15 protein-coding genes are annotated in these 15818 nt (G+C 70.3%); 6 read left to right on the top strand and 9 right to left on the bottom strand.

Annotated elements, in window-relative coordinates:
- Positions 1 to 31: 31 nt before the first annotated feature.
- From glmM to ACIRNI_RS08570, 9 genes are all read right to left on the bottom strand, one after another.
- Entirely contained in the window at positions 32 to 1390 is a 1359-nt protein-coding gene (glmM, locus tag ACIRNI_RS08610) for a phosphoglucosamine mutase (protein ID WP_403549514.1), read from the bottom strand.
- A 112-nt stretch (positions 1391 to 1502) separates the two neighbouring features.
- The gene (gene rpsI / locus ACIRNI_RS08605; RefSeq protein ID WP_031076704.1) at positions 1503 to 2021 is read right to left on the bottom strand and encodes a 30S ribosomal protein S9; all 519 of its coding nucleotides are present in this window, start codon (positions 2019 to 2021) and stop codon (positions 1503 to 1505) included.
- 42 nt (positions 2022 to 2063) lie between these two features.
- The gene (rplM, locus tag ACIRNI_RS08600; RefSeq protein WP_064069935.1) at positions 2064 to 2507 is read right to left on the bottom strand and encodes a 50S ribosomal protein L13; all 444 of its coding nucleotides are present in this window, start codon (positions 2505 to 2507) and stop codon (positions 2064 to 2066) included.
- Positions 2508 to 2745: 238 nt separating this feature from the next.
- A complete protein-coding gene (locus ACIRNI_RS08595) occupies positions 2746 to 4089 on the bottom strand; it encodes an ATP-grasp domain-containing protein (RefSeq protein WP_403549511.1) in 1344 nt (447 codons plus the stop codon).
- A gap of 21 nt (positions 4090 to 4110) precedes the next feature.
- Complete coding sequence (locus ACIRNI_RS08590; protein WP_403549509.1) at positions 4111 to 5073, bottom strand: quinone oxidoreductase family protein; 963 nt, start codon at positions 5071 to 5073, stop codon at positions 4111 to 4113.
- A gap of 54 nt (positions 5074 to 5127) precedes the next feature.
- A complete protein-coding gene (locus tag ACIRNI_RS08585; RefSeq protein WP_403549507.1) occupies positions 5128 to 6504 on the bottom strand; it encodes a methylaspartate mutase in 1377 nt (458 codons plus the stop codon).
- Positions 6501 to 6962 (bottom strand): cobalamin-dependent protein, encoded by a 462-nt coding sequence (locus ACIRNI_RS08580; protein WP_355353994.1) that lies wholly within the window; start codon positions 6960 to 6962, stop codon positions 6501 to 6503. Before ACIRNI_RS08580 ends, ACIRNI_RS08585 begins: the two co-directional genes overlap by 4 nt.
- A 68-nt stretch (positions 6963 to 7030) precedes the next feature.
- Positions 7031 to 8056: a fatty acid desaturase gene (locus tag ACIRNI_RS08575; protein ID WP_403549505.1), complete on the bottom strand. Its 1026-nt coding sequence runs from the start codon at positions 8054 to 8056 to the stop codon at positions 7031 to 7033.
- Between the two features lie 384 nt (positions 8057 to 8440).
- On the bottom strand, positions 8441 to 9706 hold the full coding sequence (locus ACIRNI_RS08570; RefSeq protein ID WP_403549503.1) for an MFS transporter: 1266 nt from the start codon (positions 9704 to 9706) through the stop codon (positions 8441 to 8443).
- A gap of 549 nt (positions 9707 to 10255) precedes the next feature.
- On the opposite strand from ACIRNI_RS08570, the gene ACIRNI_RS08565 reads away from it, so the two are divergent.
- From ACIRNI_RS08565 to ACIRNI_RS08540, 6 genes are all read left to right on the top strand, one after another.
- Positions 10256 to 11002: an SDR family NAD(P)-dependent oxidoreductase gene (locus tag ACIRNI_RS08565; protein WP_403549501.1), complete on the top strand. Its 747-nt coding sequence runs from the start codon at positions 10256 to 10258 to the stop codon at positions 11000 to 11002.
- Between the two features lie 44 nt (positions 11003 to 11046).
- Positions 11047 to 11373, top strand: coding sequence for a YciI family protein (locus ACIRNI_RS08560; RefSeq protein ID WP_355353982.1), 327 nt, complete (start codon positions 11047 to 11049; stop codon positions 11371 to 11373).
- 2 nt (positions 11374 to 11375) lie between these two features.
- Entirely contained in the window at positions 11376 to 12686 is a 1311-nt protein-coding gene (locus tag ACIRNI_RS08555; protein WP_403549498.1) for a PLP-dependent aminotransferase family protein, read from the top strand.
- The gene (locus ACIRNI_RS08550; protein ID WP_403549496.1) at positions 12683 to 13966 is read left to right on the top strand and encodes an ATP-grasp domain-containing protein; all 1284 of its coding nucleotides are present in this window, start codon (positions 12683 to 12685) and stop codon (positions 13964 to 13966) included. Before ACIRNI_RS08555 ends, ACIRNI_RS08550 begins: the two co-directional genes overlap by 4 nt.
- Before the next feature lie 51 nt (positions 13967 to 14017).
- Positions 14018 to 15130, top strand: coding sequence for an LLM class flavin-dependent oxidoreductase (locus tag ACIRNI_RS08545; RefSeq protein WP_355353973.1), 1113 nt, complete (start codon positions 14018 to 14020; stop codon positions 15128 to 15130).
- A gap of 122 nt (positions 15131 to 15252) precedes the next feature.
- Positions 15253 to 15756: a flavin reductase family protein gene (locus tag ACIRNI_RS08540; RefSeq protein ID WP_403549494.1), complete on the top strand. Its 504-nt coding sequence runs from the start codon at positions 15253 to 15255 to the stop codon at positions 15754 to 15756.
- The last annotated feature ends 62 nt before the right edge of the window (positions 15757 to 15818 follow it).

Here is a 15818-nt window from a genome sequence, read left to right as displayed (position 1 = left end):
GTACCGGCGGAGCGCCCCTCACCACACCTGGCTAGCCGAGCGCGGACTTCACCACGTCCGCGAGCTGCCCCGCGACCGTCCGGGCCTGCTCGATGTCGGCGGCCTCGACCATCACCCGCACCAGCGGCTCGGTGCCCGAGGGACGCAGCAGGACGCGCCCGGTGGAGCCCAGCGCGCGCTCGGCCTCGGCGACGGCGGTGCCCAGCTCGGCGGAGGTCTTCACGCGCGTCTTGTCGACGTCCTTCACATTGATCAGGACCTGCGGCAGGCGCTCCATGACCCCGGCCAGCTCGGCGAGCGACCGCCCGGTGGCGGCGACGCGCGCCGCCAGCAGCAGGCCGGTCAGGGTGCCGTCGCCGGTGGTGGCGTGGTCGAGGACGATGACGTGCCCGGACTGCTCGCCGCCGAGCGCGTACCCGTGCTCCTTCATCGACTCCAGTACGTAGCGGTCGCCGACGGCCGTCTGGACCAGCTGCAGGCCCTCGCGCTCCATGGCGAGCTTGAATCCCAGGTTCGACATGACGGTGGCGACGACGGTGTTGCCGCGCAGCGTGCCGGCCTCCCGCATGGCGAGCGCCAGCACGGCGAGGATCTGGTCGCCGTCGACCTCGGCGCCGGTGTGGTCCACGGCCAGGCAGCGGTCGGCGTCGCCGTCGTGCGCGATGCCGAAGTCGGCGCCGTGCTCGATGACGGCGGCCTTCAGCAGGTCGAGGTGCGTGGAGCCGCAGCCGTCGTTGATGTTGAGGCCGTCCGGCGTGGCGCCGATGGTGATGACATCGGCCCCGGCCTGCGTGAACGCCGCCGGGGAGACGCCGGACGCGGCGCCGTGCGCCTCGTCGAGGACGATCTTCAGCCCGTCGAGGCGGTTCGGCAGGACGGACAGCAGGTGGGCCACGTACTGGTCGAAGCCCTCGGTGTAGTCGGCGACGCGGCCGACGCCCGCGCCGGTCGGGCGGTCCCACGGCTCACCGGAGCGGTGCTGCTCGTACACGGCCTCGATGCGGTCCTCCAGCTCGTCGGCCAGCTTGTGGCCACCGCGCGCGAAGAACTTGATGCCGTTGTCGGGCATGGCGTTGTGGCTGGCGGAGAGCATCACGCCGAGGTCGGCGCCGAGCGCACCGGTCAGGTACGCGACGGCCGGGGTCGGCAGCACGCCGACCCGCATGACGTCCACGCCCGCGCTGGCGAGGCCGGCCACCACGGCCGCCTCCAGGAACTCTCCCGACGCACGCGGGTCCCGACCGACCACGGCGGTCGGCCGATGTCCTTCAAACGTCCCCGCTTCGGCGAGCACGTGCGCCGCCGCGACCGACAGGCCGAGCGCGAGCTCCGCCGTCAGGTCCGCGTTGGCGACACCGCGCACACCGTCCGTGCCGAAGAGTCGTCCCACAGCTGTCCTCCGAGTTACTCCGAAAAAGCAAGGTGAAGCGTAAAGACGTACGCCCCGGCAGCACGAAAAGGTGCCGCCGGGGCGTACGAATGAGCAGACCGAGCAGGCGTGATTAACGCTTGCTGTACTGCGGGGCCTTGCGGGCCTTCTTCAGACCGGCCTTCTTGCGCTCGACGGCACGGTCGTCGCGGCTCAGGAAGCCGGCCTTCTTCAGCGGGCCGCGGTTGTTGTCCACGTCCGCCTCGTTCAGCGCGCGGGCCACGCCGAGGCGCAGGGCGCCGGCCTGGCCGGAGACGCCGCCACCCGAGATGCGGGCGATGACGTCGTAGCGGTTGTCGAGCTCGAGCACCTTGAAGGGCTCGTTGACTTCCTGCTGGTGCACCTTGTTCGGGAAGTAGTCCTCGAGGGTGCGACCGTTGATCTTCCACTTGCCGGTGCCCGGGACGATCCGGACGCGGGCGATGGCGTTCTTGCGACGGCCCAGGCCGGCGGCCGGCTGCGGCTCGCCGAAGCGGGACGCGAGGGACTCGGAGGTGTACTCACCCTCGACGGGGACCTCGGACTCGAAGGTGGTGACCTCCGCGTAGGTCTCCTCGCCCTCGATGGGGTTCTCAACAGTGGTCTCGGCCACGATGCTCCTCAGATTTCTTTCGTTCTTAGGGGGTGGCCGGAACTACTGCGCGACCTGGGTGATCTCGAACGGGACCGGCTGCTGGGCAGCGTGCGGGTGGTTCTCGCCCGCGTAGACCTTCAGCTTCGAGAGCATCTGACGGCCGAGGGAGTTCTTGGGAATCATGCCCTTGATGGCCTTCTCGACGGCCTTCTCCGGGTTCTTGTCCAGCAGCTCGTCGTAACGGACGGAGCGCAGACCACCCGGGTAGCCGGAGTGGCGGTAGGCCATCTTCTGGGTCTTCTTGTTGCCGGACAGGTGGACCTTGTCAGCGTTGATGATGATGACGAAGTCGCCCATGTCCATGTGGGGGGCGTACACGGGCTTGTGCTTGCCTCGGAGGAGGTTCGCAGCCGTGGTCGCCAGACGGCCCAGGACAACGTCCCGCGCGTCGATGATGTGCCACTGGCGAGTCACGTCGCCGGGCTTGGGGCTGTACGTACGCACTTCGTAGCCTTCGCTTCTTCAGTGGATGGAGTCCAGACACACCTGAAGCGATCATGCAGCTGGGGCCCACACTGCCGGGACACCGCCCGTATGCGAGCCACTGGTAACTGCTCCAGGGAACCTGCGTAGGGCCCCTTCGCGTGAGAACGACGAAGCCAATACGCATAACGAACCAGAAGAATACTCGTGCGCCCCCGCCGGGGTCAAAACCGCCCCCTACCGCCGGGCCGCTCCCCCCTTACGGAGCCGCAGCCTCCGCCGGCTCCGCGACGGCCTCCGCCGTGTCGCCCGCCGGCTCGGCCGCCACCGGCTCCGTAATGAAGCGTACGGACGCCTCCAGCTTCCGGGCCAGCGCCTGCGCCTCCTCCGAGGTGTCCGCGCCGACCGCGATGTGGCCGACGCGGTTGCCGACCGAGCGGTGCTCCGCGATGACGTCGCCCGGGGCGAGGGCCAGCTCCGCGTGGATCAGGTTCGGGTGGGCCAGCACCTCGTCCCAGCCCTCGACCGCCACCAGCCGGCCGGGCGGCGGGGTGAGGAAGCGGATGGCGGAGCCGCGCACCGGCTTGAGGGCCTCCGCGTCGACGGGGTTGCCGAGGACGTCGTCGAACACCAGACCGAACCACTCCAGGCCGGGGATCACGTGCGCCAGCATGCGGTGGATCCAGCCGCCCGCGTTGCGCACGTGGACCTCGCCGAGGACGACGCCCCGCTCGGTCCACCACAGCTCGACGTGGAACTGCCCGTAGCGCAGCTCCAGCGCGGTGAGAGCGGCGACGACCTGGCGCTCGATCTCCCGGGCGGTGTCCTCCGGGAGGATCGCCGGGATGACGTACTCGATCTCGAAGAAGTTCGGCGGCGGCAGCAGCTCCTTCGAGGTGAGGGCGAGGACGCGCGGCACGCCGTCCACGAAGACGCCCTCGGCGCTGTACTCGGGCCCTTCCACGAACTCCTCGACGATGAAGGAGCCCCGGCCGTCCTCCGGCAGGAAGTCCAGCGCCGCGGCGAGCTCGTCCGGGCCGTCGATCCGGGTGACGCCCTCGCTGCCCATGGCGTCGCGCGGCTTGACCACCCACGGCCCGGTGGACCCGTCGAGGAACGCGCGGGCCTCGGCCTCGTCCGCGCAGACCCGGAAAGCGGGCTGGAGGAAGCCGGCGGCGGCCAGGGCCGCGCGCGCCTCGTCCTTCGTACGCACCCGGTGGACGGCGTGCGGCGGGTTGCCCGGCCGTCCGAGCGCGTCCGCGGCCTCGGCGACCGCCTCCTGCGCCATTTCCCGTACGCCGAAGACGACGTCGAAGCTCTCGCCGGCCGCGGCCCGCTCGCGCGCCCACGCGGCGGTCGCGCCGGGCGCCTCGAAGTCGACGGCCGACGCGGCGTCGGCGAGGGCCGTGATCGCCGGGGTGGCGGCGAGGGTGGCTTCCTGGTTGGTGACGTGTATGCGCAGGCCGCGCTTGCGGGCCTGGCGGATCGCCGTCTCGACGACGTCGACGGCGAGGGTGGCGTTCCCGGCGCCGCCGACGAAGAGAAGCTGGGGGGAGGCCGGCTCGGCCATCTGTGCTCCCGGAGTGGTGATGCGTACGGACACGGTCAGGTCGGTGGAGGTTGGTCAGAGCGCGAGCAGCAGCTTCCCGGTCGTCGCCCGGCCCTCCAGGAGCCGGTGCGCCTCGGCGGCCTCCCGCAGCGGCAGCGTCGCGTGGAGGTGCGGCGTGAGGACGCCGTCCGCCAGGTGACCGAAGACGGCGGCGCCCGCGGCGCGCAGGGTCTCGGCGTCGTACACGTGGTCCCGCATGGTGGGGCGGGTGACGAACGCCGAGCCGGCGGCGCGCAGCAGCTCGATGTCGAAGGGCGGTACGGGGCCGCTGGACAGGCCGCACAGCGCGAGCAGGCCGCGCCGGGCGAGGGCGCTCAGGCTGGTGCGGTACGTCGCCGCGCCGACCGAGTCGTACACCACCCGGGCGCCGCGGCCGCCGGTCAGTTCGCGTACGGCGGTGTCGAAGCCGTCGTACCCGATGGCGTGGTGGGCGCCGGCGTCGCGCGCGGCCTTCTCCTTCTCGGGGGTGGAGGTCACCGCGATCACCGTCGCCCCGCGGGCCGCCGCCAGCTGGACCAGGAAGCGCCCGAGCCCGCCGGCCGCCGCCAGCACGACCACCGTGTCGCCCTCGGCGACCGGGTGGGTCTCGTGGGTGAGGTAGTACGCCGCCAGGCCCTGGAGCGTGACGGCGGCCGCCGCGGTCAGGTCGACGCCGTCGGGTACGGGGATGAGCTTGTCCTCGGGGACCACGGTGTACTCGGCGTACGCGCCCAGCTGGGAGGCGTAGGCGACACGGGCGCCCTCCTCGAAGGCCGTGACGCCCTCGCCGAGGGCCGCGACCACGCCGGCGCCCTCCTGGCCCGGGGTGAAGGGGGGCTCGGCGGGGTAGCTGCCGTTGCGGTAGTAGACGTCGATGAAGTTGACGCCGGCCGCGGTGTTGCGGACCAGGACCTCGCCCCTGCCCGGTACGGGCACCTCGCGCTCGCTGAGGGTGAGTGCGGAGGGTCCGCCGGGGCTGGTGACGGTGATGGACTGCATGCTCGTATCCGCTCCAGGTCGTGCTGTGGCTGCCGGGTGCCGGCCGCCGCCGGTTCAGGACGGTGCTGCGGGGCTCTCGCCGAAGACGTTCAGGAAGTAGTTGATGTCCGACGTCAGCCCCTTGACCATGTCGCCGATGCGGGTGCCGCTTCCCGTGGCGGCGAGGTCGGCTTCGTTGCGTCGGCGCGTACGGTCGGAGAAGGGGAGTGACCCCGGATCCAAGTAGCGTATGGCACCGTCCGCGGTGCGGCGGGGGATCACCTCGGAGCGGGCGTAACGGCTGGCGCTGAAGGGGATGTCCAGCCGGCCGTCCGCGAACGCGGCCTCGATCTCCTTGTGGATGCAGGCTGTTGCGAGGACCGGCTCCACGATCTCCGCCACCTCCTCGAGGATCCACTCCAGTTCGCGGCCCACCCGGTCCTCGTCGAGCGCGATGAAGTCCAGGAGCGGGGAGTTGGCGCGGGAGGCGAGCAGCAGCCCGTCGATGTTGGCGCGGGTGTCGGGGATGCCGTACGCCTCCAGGTACGTCTTGGTGATCAGCTTGCTGGCGCCGCCGAGGCGGGCGACCAGCGCGCCGTAGAGGATGAGGTCCTCGGCGTGCGACCGCTCCTTGGGGAAGACGCCCATGAACTCGTGCAGGACGGCGTGGACTTCGACGCCCTCGGGGAGGTAGCGGGACGCGAGGGCGGGGATCGCCCGCAACGCGGCCACGTCCTGCTCGAAGTGGCCGCCCTGCGGGTACGCCACCGAGATGCACCGCACCCCTTCGCGCGCGGCGGCCACGGCCTCCAGGACGCTGATGGCGAGCGAGATGGAGGGCGGCACGAGCACGGCGGTGAGCGTGCCGAACAGCTCCCGGTCGATGACGAGTCCGCGCCGGGCGAGGTCGCCGCAGAGGGCGTCCACCTCCCGCCAGGCGGACAGCGACTCGCTCAGCGGCACGGCCTTCGAGTACGGCAGGTTGTACGAGATCCCGCCGCCCTCGAAGGAGGTGATGCCGGACGCCACCGAGGTCTCGAACAGCAGGCGGGCGTCCGGGGAGCCGTGCCGCACCTCCAGGGGTGCGGACACGGCTTCGTTCAGCTCGCGGCCCCGTTGCCACCCGTGGGTGACGAGGGGGTAGCCGTTGAGCTCCGCCGAGTTGCGCAGCAGCGCGGCCCGGGCGTTGTCGAATCGTTTCAGCCGGGTGTGCGAGTCGATGGTGAGCGTGAGGATGTCCGGTTTGGCGTGCCGTTCGAGGTCCCGCAGCAGCGTCATCATCTGGGCGTGCGAGCCGACGCCGCAGCGGGGCTGCAGCGCGACCCGCCCGGCGGAGCGGGCCGCGTGCAGCACCTCGGCGGCGGTCGGCTTCCCCAGCTGCCGGACGTAGGCGACGGACTCGGCGAGCGTGGGGAGCTCGGGTGGCACAGCCGGTGGTACGGCGTCGCTCATGAGGCCGACGAGACCGATGAGGCAGCGGTCGGCCGTGCGGTACGGGTACGGGCCCGGAGTTCGTCCAGGGTCGCCGGCAGGAGCTCCGGGTCGGACAGGATGACGTCGACGCCGAGTCCGTAGAACCGTTCGAGGTGAGCGGGATCCTTGTAGCTGCCCACGGAGAGGTTGCCGCCCAGGATCACCGGGCAGTCCAGGAGGCCCTGGGCGCGGGCCGCGGGCAGGTCCTGGAGGTCCTCGTAGGCGTGTCCGTTGAGACTGCCGATGATCACCGCCTCGGCTTCGGGGTGCTCGGCGTACGCGGCGGCGAATTCGGCGACCGAGGTGCAGGTGCCGACATTGACGACGTGGAATCCCTGGGCGCGCAGGGCGTGGGCGATGAGCTGGTTGGCCACGACATGGGCGTCGCTGGCCGCCACACCGATGATGACGGTGCGGGTGGTGTTTTCGTGCCGCATGGAGAACCCCCGGAAGTCTTGTGGACGGAATTGCTTCTCAGAACGGCGGACTGGGATACCGGTCGATATCAGTCGTCGAATGCGGCGAAGAGTTCGCGCTTGCTGACCTCACGCAGCCGGGTGACGCTGTATTCCTCCGGGTCGGCGACGGACAGCGAGTCGAAGACGAGGTTGATCGCGGGTACCAGACCCCAGGCATGGCGGTATTCCGGCCAGCCCGGGCTTCCCTTGTCGGCGTCCGCCTGGCGCTCGAAGATGTAATTCGCCCACTTCGGCGTCGAGGGGTAGCGGTGGTGGAAGTCGTGGACGACGGTGTCACCGGTCAGCACGAGGTAGCGCGCGGGCGCGTGCACGAACAGCATCCGCGTCGCCCACCTGCCCCAGGCGGCGATGCGCCGCACCGGCGGGAGGGCCGGGGAGGGCGCCGCCTCGCCGATGAAGATGGCGTTGGTCAGGCTGCCGAAGTACTCCTTGCCGCGGCGCTCGGTCACGTCCGCCGCGGGGAAGGTGTGCTTCACGCACAGCCGCAGGGTGTTGCTCACCTGGAAGAGCGGGAAGAGCGGCACCAGCCAGGCGACGACCAGCACCGGCCAGGTGCCGGTGGCGACGGTGGCGGCCACGGCGGTGCCGTAGAGACCGACGCTGATGGCCTTCTCGCTGGTGTCCGAGTCGTGCCAGAAGGAACGGGCGCGCGCCACCGCGAAGTTGAGGTGGAACCAGGGCGAGAAGATCTTGCCCAGGACGCGCCGCCACATCTGCCGGCGCGTCATCCCCGGGTGCAGGTCCAGGCTGACCAGGAACGCCTGGACCGTGGGGTCGCGCAGCGTCATGTGGTGCGCCGCGTGGTGGTCACTGACGTGCTCGCGGCTGTAGCGGGCGAAGTTCTGGATGATCAGCAGGCTGGAGGTGGCCCGGCCGATCGCGGCGTCCAGACGGCGCTTGCGGTACATGTTCCGGTGCGAGCACTGGTGGTAGATCATCATGCGCAGGTTGCGCATGCCGTGCAGGGTGACGGCCCAGCCGGGCAGCAGGAGCAGCAGCCAGGGGCCGCCCAGGCCCATGCCGGTGCAGCTGATCGCGAGGCCGAGCAGCATGGACAGCCCGGCGGTGGTCAGGTGGAATCCGGGAGTCCACCAGGACAGGGGGTGCTGTCCTGCTATCGGCTTTCCCGTGAATATGGTGAGCGGATACTGAAGGAACCGAGGCAGGGCACGCATGGTTTCGCGAGGATCCGAGTAATCCGCAATGCCTTCGGTTCGGAAGCCACTTTCGATGGCCGCCATCGCACTCCTCAAGGTCAGGATCAAATTGGCGCCGGAGAGAGGGGGCGCTGTCCAGCGCGTCCGGTATCGGCGCCACATAAAGTCTGTGACTGGGTGCGTCGTTGATCTTTGCAGGCGGTTGCCGCCAAGGTCAACACGTTATTGAGAGGTCTGGATTCCTCCCCACCGGGTCGCCATAATCAATTCGACGCGAATTCACGCCGCCGTGTTATGGGTCTGCTGCTCGGGCAGCTCCCGCCGGGAGCGCACCGGGGAAAGGAAGACCGGCAGGAAGGCGGTGGCCATGAACACTCCACCGACCCACAGGGTGGCCTGTACGCCGGCCAGTTCGCCCAGGGCGCCGGACATCGCGGCGCCGACGGCGAGCGCACCGGTCAGCAGGAACCGGAAGGTGGCGTTCATCCGGCCGAGCAGGACATCGGCCGTCATCCGCTGGCGCAGGCTGACGCCGATGACGTTGTCCATGCCGACCTTGAACATGGCCAGAAACCATCCGGCCCCGGCGAGAAACAGCCAGAACCCCCGGTCGACCAGCGGGACCAGCAGGCCGGCGGGGGCGAAACACAGCCCGGCGAGGCCGAGGGTCCGCCCGTAGCCGAGGCGGGTCGCGACGGGCCGGGCGCAGCGGGCCCCGACCAGCAGCCCGGCCCCGCCGGCCGCCCAGAAGAGGCCGAGCGCGCCGGGCGAGAGGTCCAGGTCGCGGACGAACCAGACCGGAAGCATGGTGTTCACGATCGCGGAGCCCAGGTTGCCCAGCGCCGCGGTGAGCGCGAGCGCCCTCAGCTCCGGGTTGCCGAAGACGTGCCGTACGCCCTCCGCGATCTGGGTCCGCAGCCCGGCGGCCTTCTGCCCGGGCGGGGTGGCGGCCGGGGCGGCCGCCGGGGTCTGCCGGATGGCGGTGAGCCGCAGCGCCGAGGCCAGATGCGCCCCGGCGGTGACGAGCACGGCCACGGGCGCCGTGAGCAGGGCGACCAGTCCGCCGCCCGCACCGCGCCCGGCCACGTTGCCCGCGGCGATCAGCGTGTTGATGTCGGCGTTGGCCTGAACCAGACTGTCCCGCCCGACGAGTTGGGGCAGCACGCTCTGCGAACCCACGTCGAAGAAGACGGTGGCGCAGCCGTTGAGCAGGACCACGGCGTAGAGCTGGCCGAGAGTGAGCACATCCAGCCACCAGGCCAGCGGCACGGTGGCGAAGAGGAGCGCCCGGCACAGGTCGGCCGTGATCAGTACGCGCCGGTGGCTGAGCCGGTCCACCCAGGCCCCGGCCGGCAGGCCGATGACCAGGAAGGCGATGGTGCTCAGGGTGGCCAGCGCACCCACTTGGCCGGGGCGTGCGTCCAGCGCGGCCACGGCGACGAGCGGCACGGCGACGTAGCCGATGTTGGTGCCGAGCTGGCTGAGCGCGGACGCGGTGAAAAGGGTACGGAAGTCACGTATTCGCCACGGAGAGTTGGGTCGCATGGTCCGTTCATCCGGTGGTTGGTCCGGAACCGCCGTTGTGCGGAGATTCCATCGGAGCGGGGAGGGTGGGCCCCGTTTCGCCAGGCTTTTCGGGTACGGAAGATGGCCGAAAACAGAAGCGGCTGAAAAGAGCGGATGGATGGCTGAATTTGCGCCGTAAAGATTCGGCCACACCCACCCCCTTGCCCAGTCCCGTCGTTACTCGGACACGTCAGTCGGCAAGGATTGACGATATCTCGGTCTTGCGCAAGAGACCTGTGTCACGGGCCCGGTGTTGTTGACTCCTTTACGAACATTGGACGAACGAACCGTCTTAACGCGTTGACATGCACTGGGGTTGGTGTGATGGTCTGGGAGGTGCCGACCGGGGGGCGGTTTACCCTCCCCTGGCCTGCTGCCATGCGCGGAAATCGGGAAGCCTGCATTCCGCCAATGTGATCTCGACGGCAAATCGGTCGTACCGGCATGAGGCGCTGTCCAACCCCCCACAAAGGGCCCTGCACTGCCCGTTCAGGGTCACGAACCCAGACAAGCCAGGTGAGAAGTAGAGTGACCGCACGTACTGCGCTCCTGATCGGTGCCGCCGGTGGAATTCTCTCGGAGACCGCCCGAGGACTGGCCAAGGAAGGGCACTCGCTCGTCCTCTTCGACAAGAACGAGGAGGCCGTCCGGCGCCTCGCGGACGAGCTCGCCCCGCAGACCAAGGTCGAGGTGGTCGTGGGGGACATCACCGACATCCCCGCCGCCGAGCGCCTGCTGACCTCCGTCGTCGAGCAGCACGCCCCCTCCATCCTCGTCAACGGCGTCGGGGGCGACACCCGCGTCATCGGCTACGCCGACCTGCAGCGCTCCCACTTCGAGGAGACGTACCTGGAGAACGTGGTCAGCACCTGGATCGCGATCAAGGTGTGTGCGCCGCGGATGGTCCAGGACGGCTACGGACGCATCGTCAACTTCGCTTCCGCGGGCGGCCGTACGTACAGCCACTTCAACAACGCCGCCTACGTCGGGGCCAAGGCGGCCGTCATCGGCATGACGAAGCAGATGGGCTACGAACTGGCCGGAACCGGTGTGGTCGTGAACGTCGTGGCCCACGGCCCCATCGCCACCGAGCGCGTGGCGGGGGCCTTCGAGCGGCGCGACGAGGAGTCCAAGAAGGCCGTGCTGTCGCGGCTTCCCATGGGCCGCTACGGCACGGTGGCCGAAGCCGTGGGCAGCGTGCTGCACCTGTGCTCGGAGAGCGCCGGCTACTCCACGGGCTCCGTCATCGACATCAACGGCGGCCTCTACATGTGAGGGCCATCCCCACCCTCGTAAGAAAAAGCGCACAAGGAGCTGGTGTGGCGAAGTTTGTCGTCGAATTCGAGTACAACGTCGACCGGGCCGGCCGCCAGGGCCTGCACCCGGCGCATGCCGAGAACCTCTACCGGCTGGCCGACAGCGGTGTCCTGCTGCTCGGTGGCCCGCTCGTGGGAGAGAACGCCGGACTCCTGCTCTATGAGGCGGCCGACCGCGACGAACTCCAGCGGATTCTGGACGACGAGCCCTATGTCAAAGGCGGAATCGTGGCGAGCACCCGCATCCGCGAATGGAACCCGGGTAAAGGCAGCTGGATATCCGTGCTGAACCCGTCGGAAGAAGCCCCCAGCACGGAAGGAAACCGCTGACCATGCTTTCGTTCCAGCAGGACTCGCTGCACGGGGGAATCGCCGATCCCGAAATGGATTCCATGCGGATCCTCAGCGAGACGGCGCTCAGATTCCCGGACGCGCTGTCGTTCTCGTCGGGCGCGCCGTACGACGGGAACCACGACCTGGCCAATCTCACCTATTACGTGGACCGCTATATCAAGCATCTGCGGGACAAGGGTGTGCCGGAGCAGCGCATCACCCGCCTCCTCTTCCAGTACGGGCCGGTCAACGGCCTGATCCAGGAGGAGGTCGCCCGCATGCTGAAGCACGACGAGGACATCGATGTCCCGGCCGAGGCGATCATGATCACGCACGGCTTCCAGGAGGCGGCCCTGGTCGCCCTGCGCGGCCTGTGCGCCTCCCCCGACGACGTCCTGCTGTCGGTCTCCCCCGCGTACGTCGGCATCCGGGGCGCCGCGCGCATGCTGGACGTCCCGGTCCGCGGCATCCTCGAGGGCCCCGACGGGCTCGACCCGGAGGCCGTGGCCGAGGCCGCCCGCGCCGTACGGGCCGAGGGCAAGCGCGCGGTCGCCCTCTACCTGGTGCCCGACTTCTCCAACCCCTCCGGCACGGTGCTGCCCCTTCAGGCCCGCAAGCGGCTCCTGGAGGTGGCGGCCGAAGAGGACTTCGTGATCCTGGAGGACAACCCGTACGGGCTCTTCGCCCGCGACGGCGAGTCGATGCCGACCCTGAAGTCCCTGGACACCGAGCGCCGGGTCGCCTACCTGGGCTCGTTCGCCAAGTCGGCCTTCCCGGGCGCCCGGCTCGGCTACCTGGTCGCCGACCAGGAGGTCACCGACGCCACCGGGGCCACCCGCACCCTGGCCCAGAGCCTCTCCAAGGCCAAGGCGATGTTCACGGTCGGGTCCTCCACCCTCTCCCAGGCGGTGATCGGCGGCATCCTCGTCGAGAACGGCTACGACCTGCGCTCCGCCACCCGCGAGCTCGCCGCGGTCTACCTGGAGCGGCTGGACGCCACCCTGGAGGCGCTGGCCGAGCACTTCCCGGCCGGCGAGGACCACGGGGTCACCTGGAACACCCCGCGCGGCGGTTTCTTCCTCACCCTGACCGTCCCCTTCACCGCGGACCTCACCGCGATGGAACGTTCCGCCAGGGACTACCGGGTGAGCTGGGCGCCGATGAGCATGTTCTACCTCGACGGCGGCGGCGACCGGGAGATGCGGCTCGGCTTCAGCAACCTGGCACCTGAGGCGATCCGCGAGGGCATCGCCCGCCTGGCCCGCTTCATCAAGGAGACCCCGCGCGAGACCCCGGAGGTGCGGGCATGACCACCGCACAGCCGACCACCCCGCAGCCGGCCGCCGCGCAGCCGACCGCCGTCGTCGTGGACGGCTACTCGGCCGGCAACTTCTACCCCGCGGCCTTCACCGCCGCCGGCGCCCGCGTCATCCACGTACAGAGCACGCCGGAGCTCATCCCGACGATGCTCGCGCCCGACCTCACCGCGTACGCCGAGAACATCGTCTGCTCCGACGAGGAGCGGCTCGTCGAGCTGCTCCGCCCGTACGCCCCGGTCGCCGTCGTGCCCGGGCAGGAGTCCGCGGTGCAGCTGGCGGACCGCCTCTCCGAGGCGCTCGGCGTGAAGTCCAACGGCACCGCGCTCTCCGCCGCCCGCCGCGACAAGTACGAGATGATCGAGGCGCTGCGCCGCGCCGGGGTGCGCTGCGCGGAGCAGTTCAAGAGCGACGACGCGGACCTGATCGTCAAGTGGGCGCAGGACCACGGCACCTGGCCCGTGGTGGTCAAGCCGATCAGCTCCGCCGCCTCGGACGGCGTGTTCGTCTGCGACAGCGCCGAAGAGGTGGGCGCCGCCGCCCGCCGCGTCCTGGGCACCCGCGACATCTTCGGCACCGCCAACACCGAGGTCCTCGTCCAGGAGTACCTCCGGGGCCAGGAGTACGTGGTCGACACGGTCAGCTGCGACGGCCGGCGGTACGTCTCCGGCGTCTGGAAGTACGACAAGATCCTGCTGCCCTCCGGCCAGAACATCTACAACCGCGACATCCTCGTCTCCCAGGACGAGGAGCCCGTCCCCGCGCTGATCGCGTACATCCACGACGTCCTCGACGCGCTCGACGTCCGCTGGGGCCCGGCCCACGCCGAGGTCATCGTCACCGAGCGGGGCCCGGTCCTGGTCGAGATCGCCACGCGCCTCAACGGCCAGCTCAACCCCGGCTTCCAGGAGCTCTGCCTGGGCAACGACCAGGCCGGGCTCACCGCGCTGGCCTACACCCGCCCGGAGGAGTTCGACCGGGAGTACGCCGGCCGGATCTACCGCAAGCTGCGATCCGCGTACAGCTACAACCCGGGCACCACCCTCGACGGTGTCGTGGCGGAGGTCGACCAGGACGTCGTCGCCCGCATCAACGCGCTGCCCAGCGTGTTCCTCACCAGCGTCAAGTACGCGCCCGGCGCCCGCATCCGCCCCACCATCGACCTGTTGACGGCCGCCATGAGGATCTACCTGACCTCGGACGACGACCGGCAGCTCGCCGCCGACTACGAGACGGCCCGCGAGCTGAAGGACTCGGTCTACCGCCTGGCGTGACCGCGCCCCCCTTCGCCTTCCTCACCACACCACCCATGCTGGAGGACAGCAGTGCACAGCCGTATCGGCCTTTTCCTGTCACCCGTCCACGAGACGGGTCAGGACCCGCATCTGGCGATTCACCGCAATCTCGACCTGGTGGAGCACGCCGACCGCCTGAACTTCGACGAGGCGTGGTTCGGTGAGCACCACACCCTGGGCTGGGGTCTCGTCGGCGCCCCGGAGACCATGATCGCCGCCGCGAGCCAGCGCACCCGGCAGATCAAGCTCGCCCACGGCGTGGTCCCGCTCTCCGGACACCACCCCTTCCACGTCGCCAGCCGCGCGGTGCACCTGCACCACCTCGCCCGGGGTCGCTACATCCTGGGCGTGGGCCCGGGCGTGCCCTTCGACGCCGGCATGTTCGGCCTCGACCCGAAGGTGCAGCGCAAGCGCCTCGACGAGGCCCTGCCGACCGTCCTCGAGCTGGTCAACGGCGAGGAGCGCGTCACCCAGAAGACGGACTGGTACGAGCTGAAGGACGCCAAGCTCCAGCTGCCCCGCTTCGGCCCCGGCCCCATCGAGGTCGCCATGGCCACCTCCGGCACCTCGGTGACCAGCCCCCGCCTCGTCGGCCGGTACGGGCTGAGCATGACCTCCTTCGCGCTGCCGTTCGCCCTGATGACCCCGGGCGCGCCGGACCACATCGGGCTGGCCCAGCAGTGGAAGCACGCCGAGGAGGCCGCCGACGAGTTCGGGCAGACCATCCGCCGCGAGGACTGGCGCATCGCCCTTCCGGTGCACGTCGCCGAGACCAGCAAGCAGGCGTTCGACGAGGTCCGCGAGGGCTACGACCGCTGGCTCTTCGAGTACTTCGGCAAGGCCGCCGGCCGTGAGGTCCAGCCCCCCGGCACCCCGCGCGAGAAGCTCCTGGAGGCCCGGGTGGAGGCGGGCGGCGCCCTGGTCGGCTCCGTCGACGAGGTGGTCGCCGGCATCCGCCGCATGCAGGAGGCCACCGGCGGCTTCGGCACCCTCCTGGTGTACGTGGCGGACTGGACCACGTACGAGAACACCAACCGCAGCCTGGAGCTGCTCGCCCGGCACGTGGCCCCGCAGATCACCGGCGCCGCGGCCCGCCCCCAGGAGGCCGTCGACTGGGCGATCGCCAGCCGCGCCGCGCGGTAGCCGAACCCTTGCGTCTCGCGGCGAGCGCGGCGTCCCGGCAATCCCGGGACGCCCGCGCCGCCGTCACCCAAGCCCTCACCGCCGACCAAGACCGTCCGCCGGACCGAGTGGAAACGCATCGCATGCTGCAACAGACCGAGCCGGTACAACACCCCCTGGATCAGCGCTCGTTCCGTGACATTCTGGGCCGTTTCACCACCGGAGTCGTGCTCGTGACCGCACAGGCGGCGCACGGCCCCGTGGGAATGGCCGTCAACTCGTTCACCTCCGTCTCGCTCGACCCGCCGCTCATCGCGCTGTGCGCGGCGTACACCTCGACCACCTGGCCGGACATCCGGGCGACGGGGAGCTTCGCGGTCACCATCCTCGGCGAACGCCACGCCGAGCTGTGCCGCCTGTTCAGCGAGCGCGGTGCCGACCGGTTCACCGGCCGCGACTGGGCGTACACCAGGGCCGGGCACCCGATCCCGGCCGACGGACTGGCCTGGCTGGACTGCGAGATCACCGCGATCCACCCGACCGGAGACCACGAACTGGTCGTCGCGTCGGCGGCCGAGGGCGCCCTGGCCGAGACCGCGGAGCCGCTCGTGTTCCACGCGGGCCGGTTCCGCGGGCTCGTCGCCTGACCCGTCCGGCGGCCACCGGAGCCATGACTCACCGGCACCACTGTCAGAACGAGTTGAGGGAG

Origin of the sequence: Streptomyces sp. NPDC093546 (assembly GCF_044765045.1) — a bacterium.
Lineage (GTDB): Bacteria > Actinomycetota > Actinomycetes > Streptomycetales > Streptomycetaceae > Streptomyces.
The sequence above is the reverse complement of the archived record's forward strand: the minus strand, read 5'-3'. Positions and strand labels throughout refer to the sequence as shown.

Excerpts from the sequence above, each read along its gene's own strand:
- ACIRNI_RS08575 (WP_403549505.1), bottom strand. The coding sequence starts at position 8,056 with ATGCTGCTCGGCCTCGCGATCAGCTGCACCGGCATGGGCCTGGGCGGC.
- ACIRNI_RS08555 (WP_403549498.1), top strand. The coding sequence starts at position 11,376 with ATGCTTTCGTTCCAGCAGGACTCGCTGCACGGGGGAATCGCCGATCCC.
- ACIRNI_RS08590 (WP_403549509.1), bottom strand. The coding sequence starts at position 5,073 with ATGCAGTCCATCACCGTCACCAGCCCCGGCGGACCCTCCGCACTCACC.
- ACIRNI_RS08580 (WP_355353994.1), bottom strand. The coding sequence starts at position 6,962 with ATGCGGCACGAAAACACCACCCGCACCGTCATCATCGGTGTGGCGGCC.
- ACIRNI_RS08550 (WP_403549496.1), top strand. The coding sequence starts at position 12,683 with ATGACCACCGCACAGCCGACCACCCCGCAGCCGGCCGCCGCGCAGCCG.
- ACIRNI_RS08540 (WP_403549494.1), top strand. The coding sequence starts at position 15,253 with ATGCTGCAACAGACCGAGCCGGTACAACACCCCCTGGATCAGCGCTCG.
- ACIRNI_RS08585 (WP_403549507.1), bottom strand. The coding sequence starts at position 6,504 with ATGAGCGACGCCGTACCACCGGCTGTGCCACCCGAGCTCCCCACGCTC.
- ACIRNI_RS08570 (WP_403549503.1), bottom strand. The coding sequence starts at position 9,706 with ATGCGACCCAACTCTCCGTGGCGAATACGTGACTTCCGTACCCTTTTC.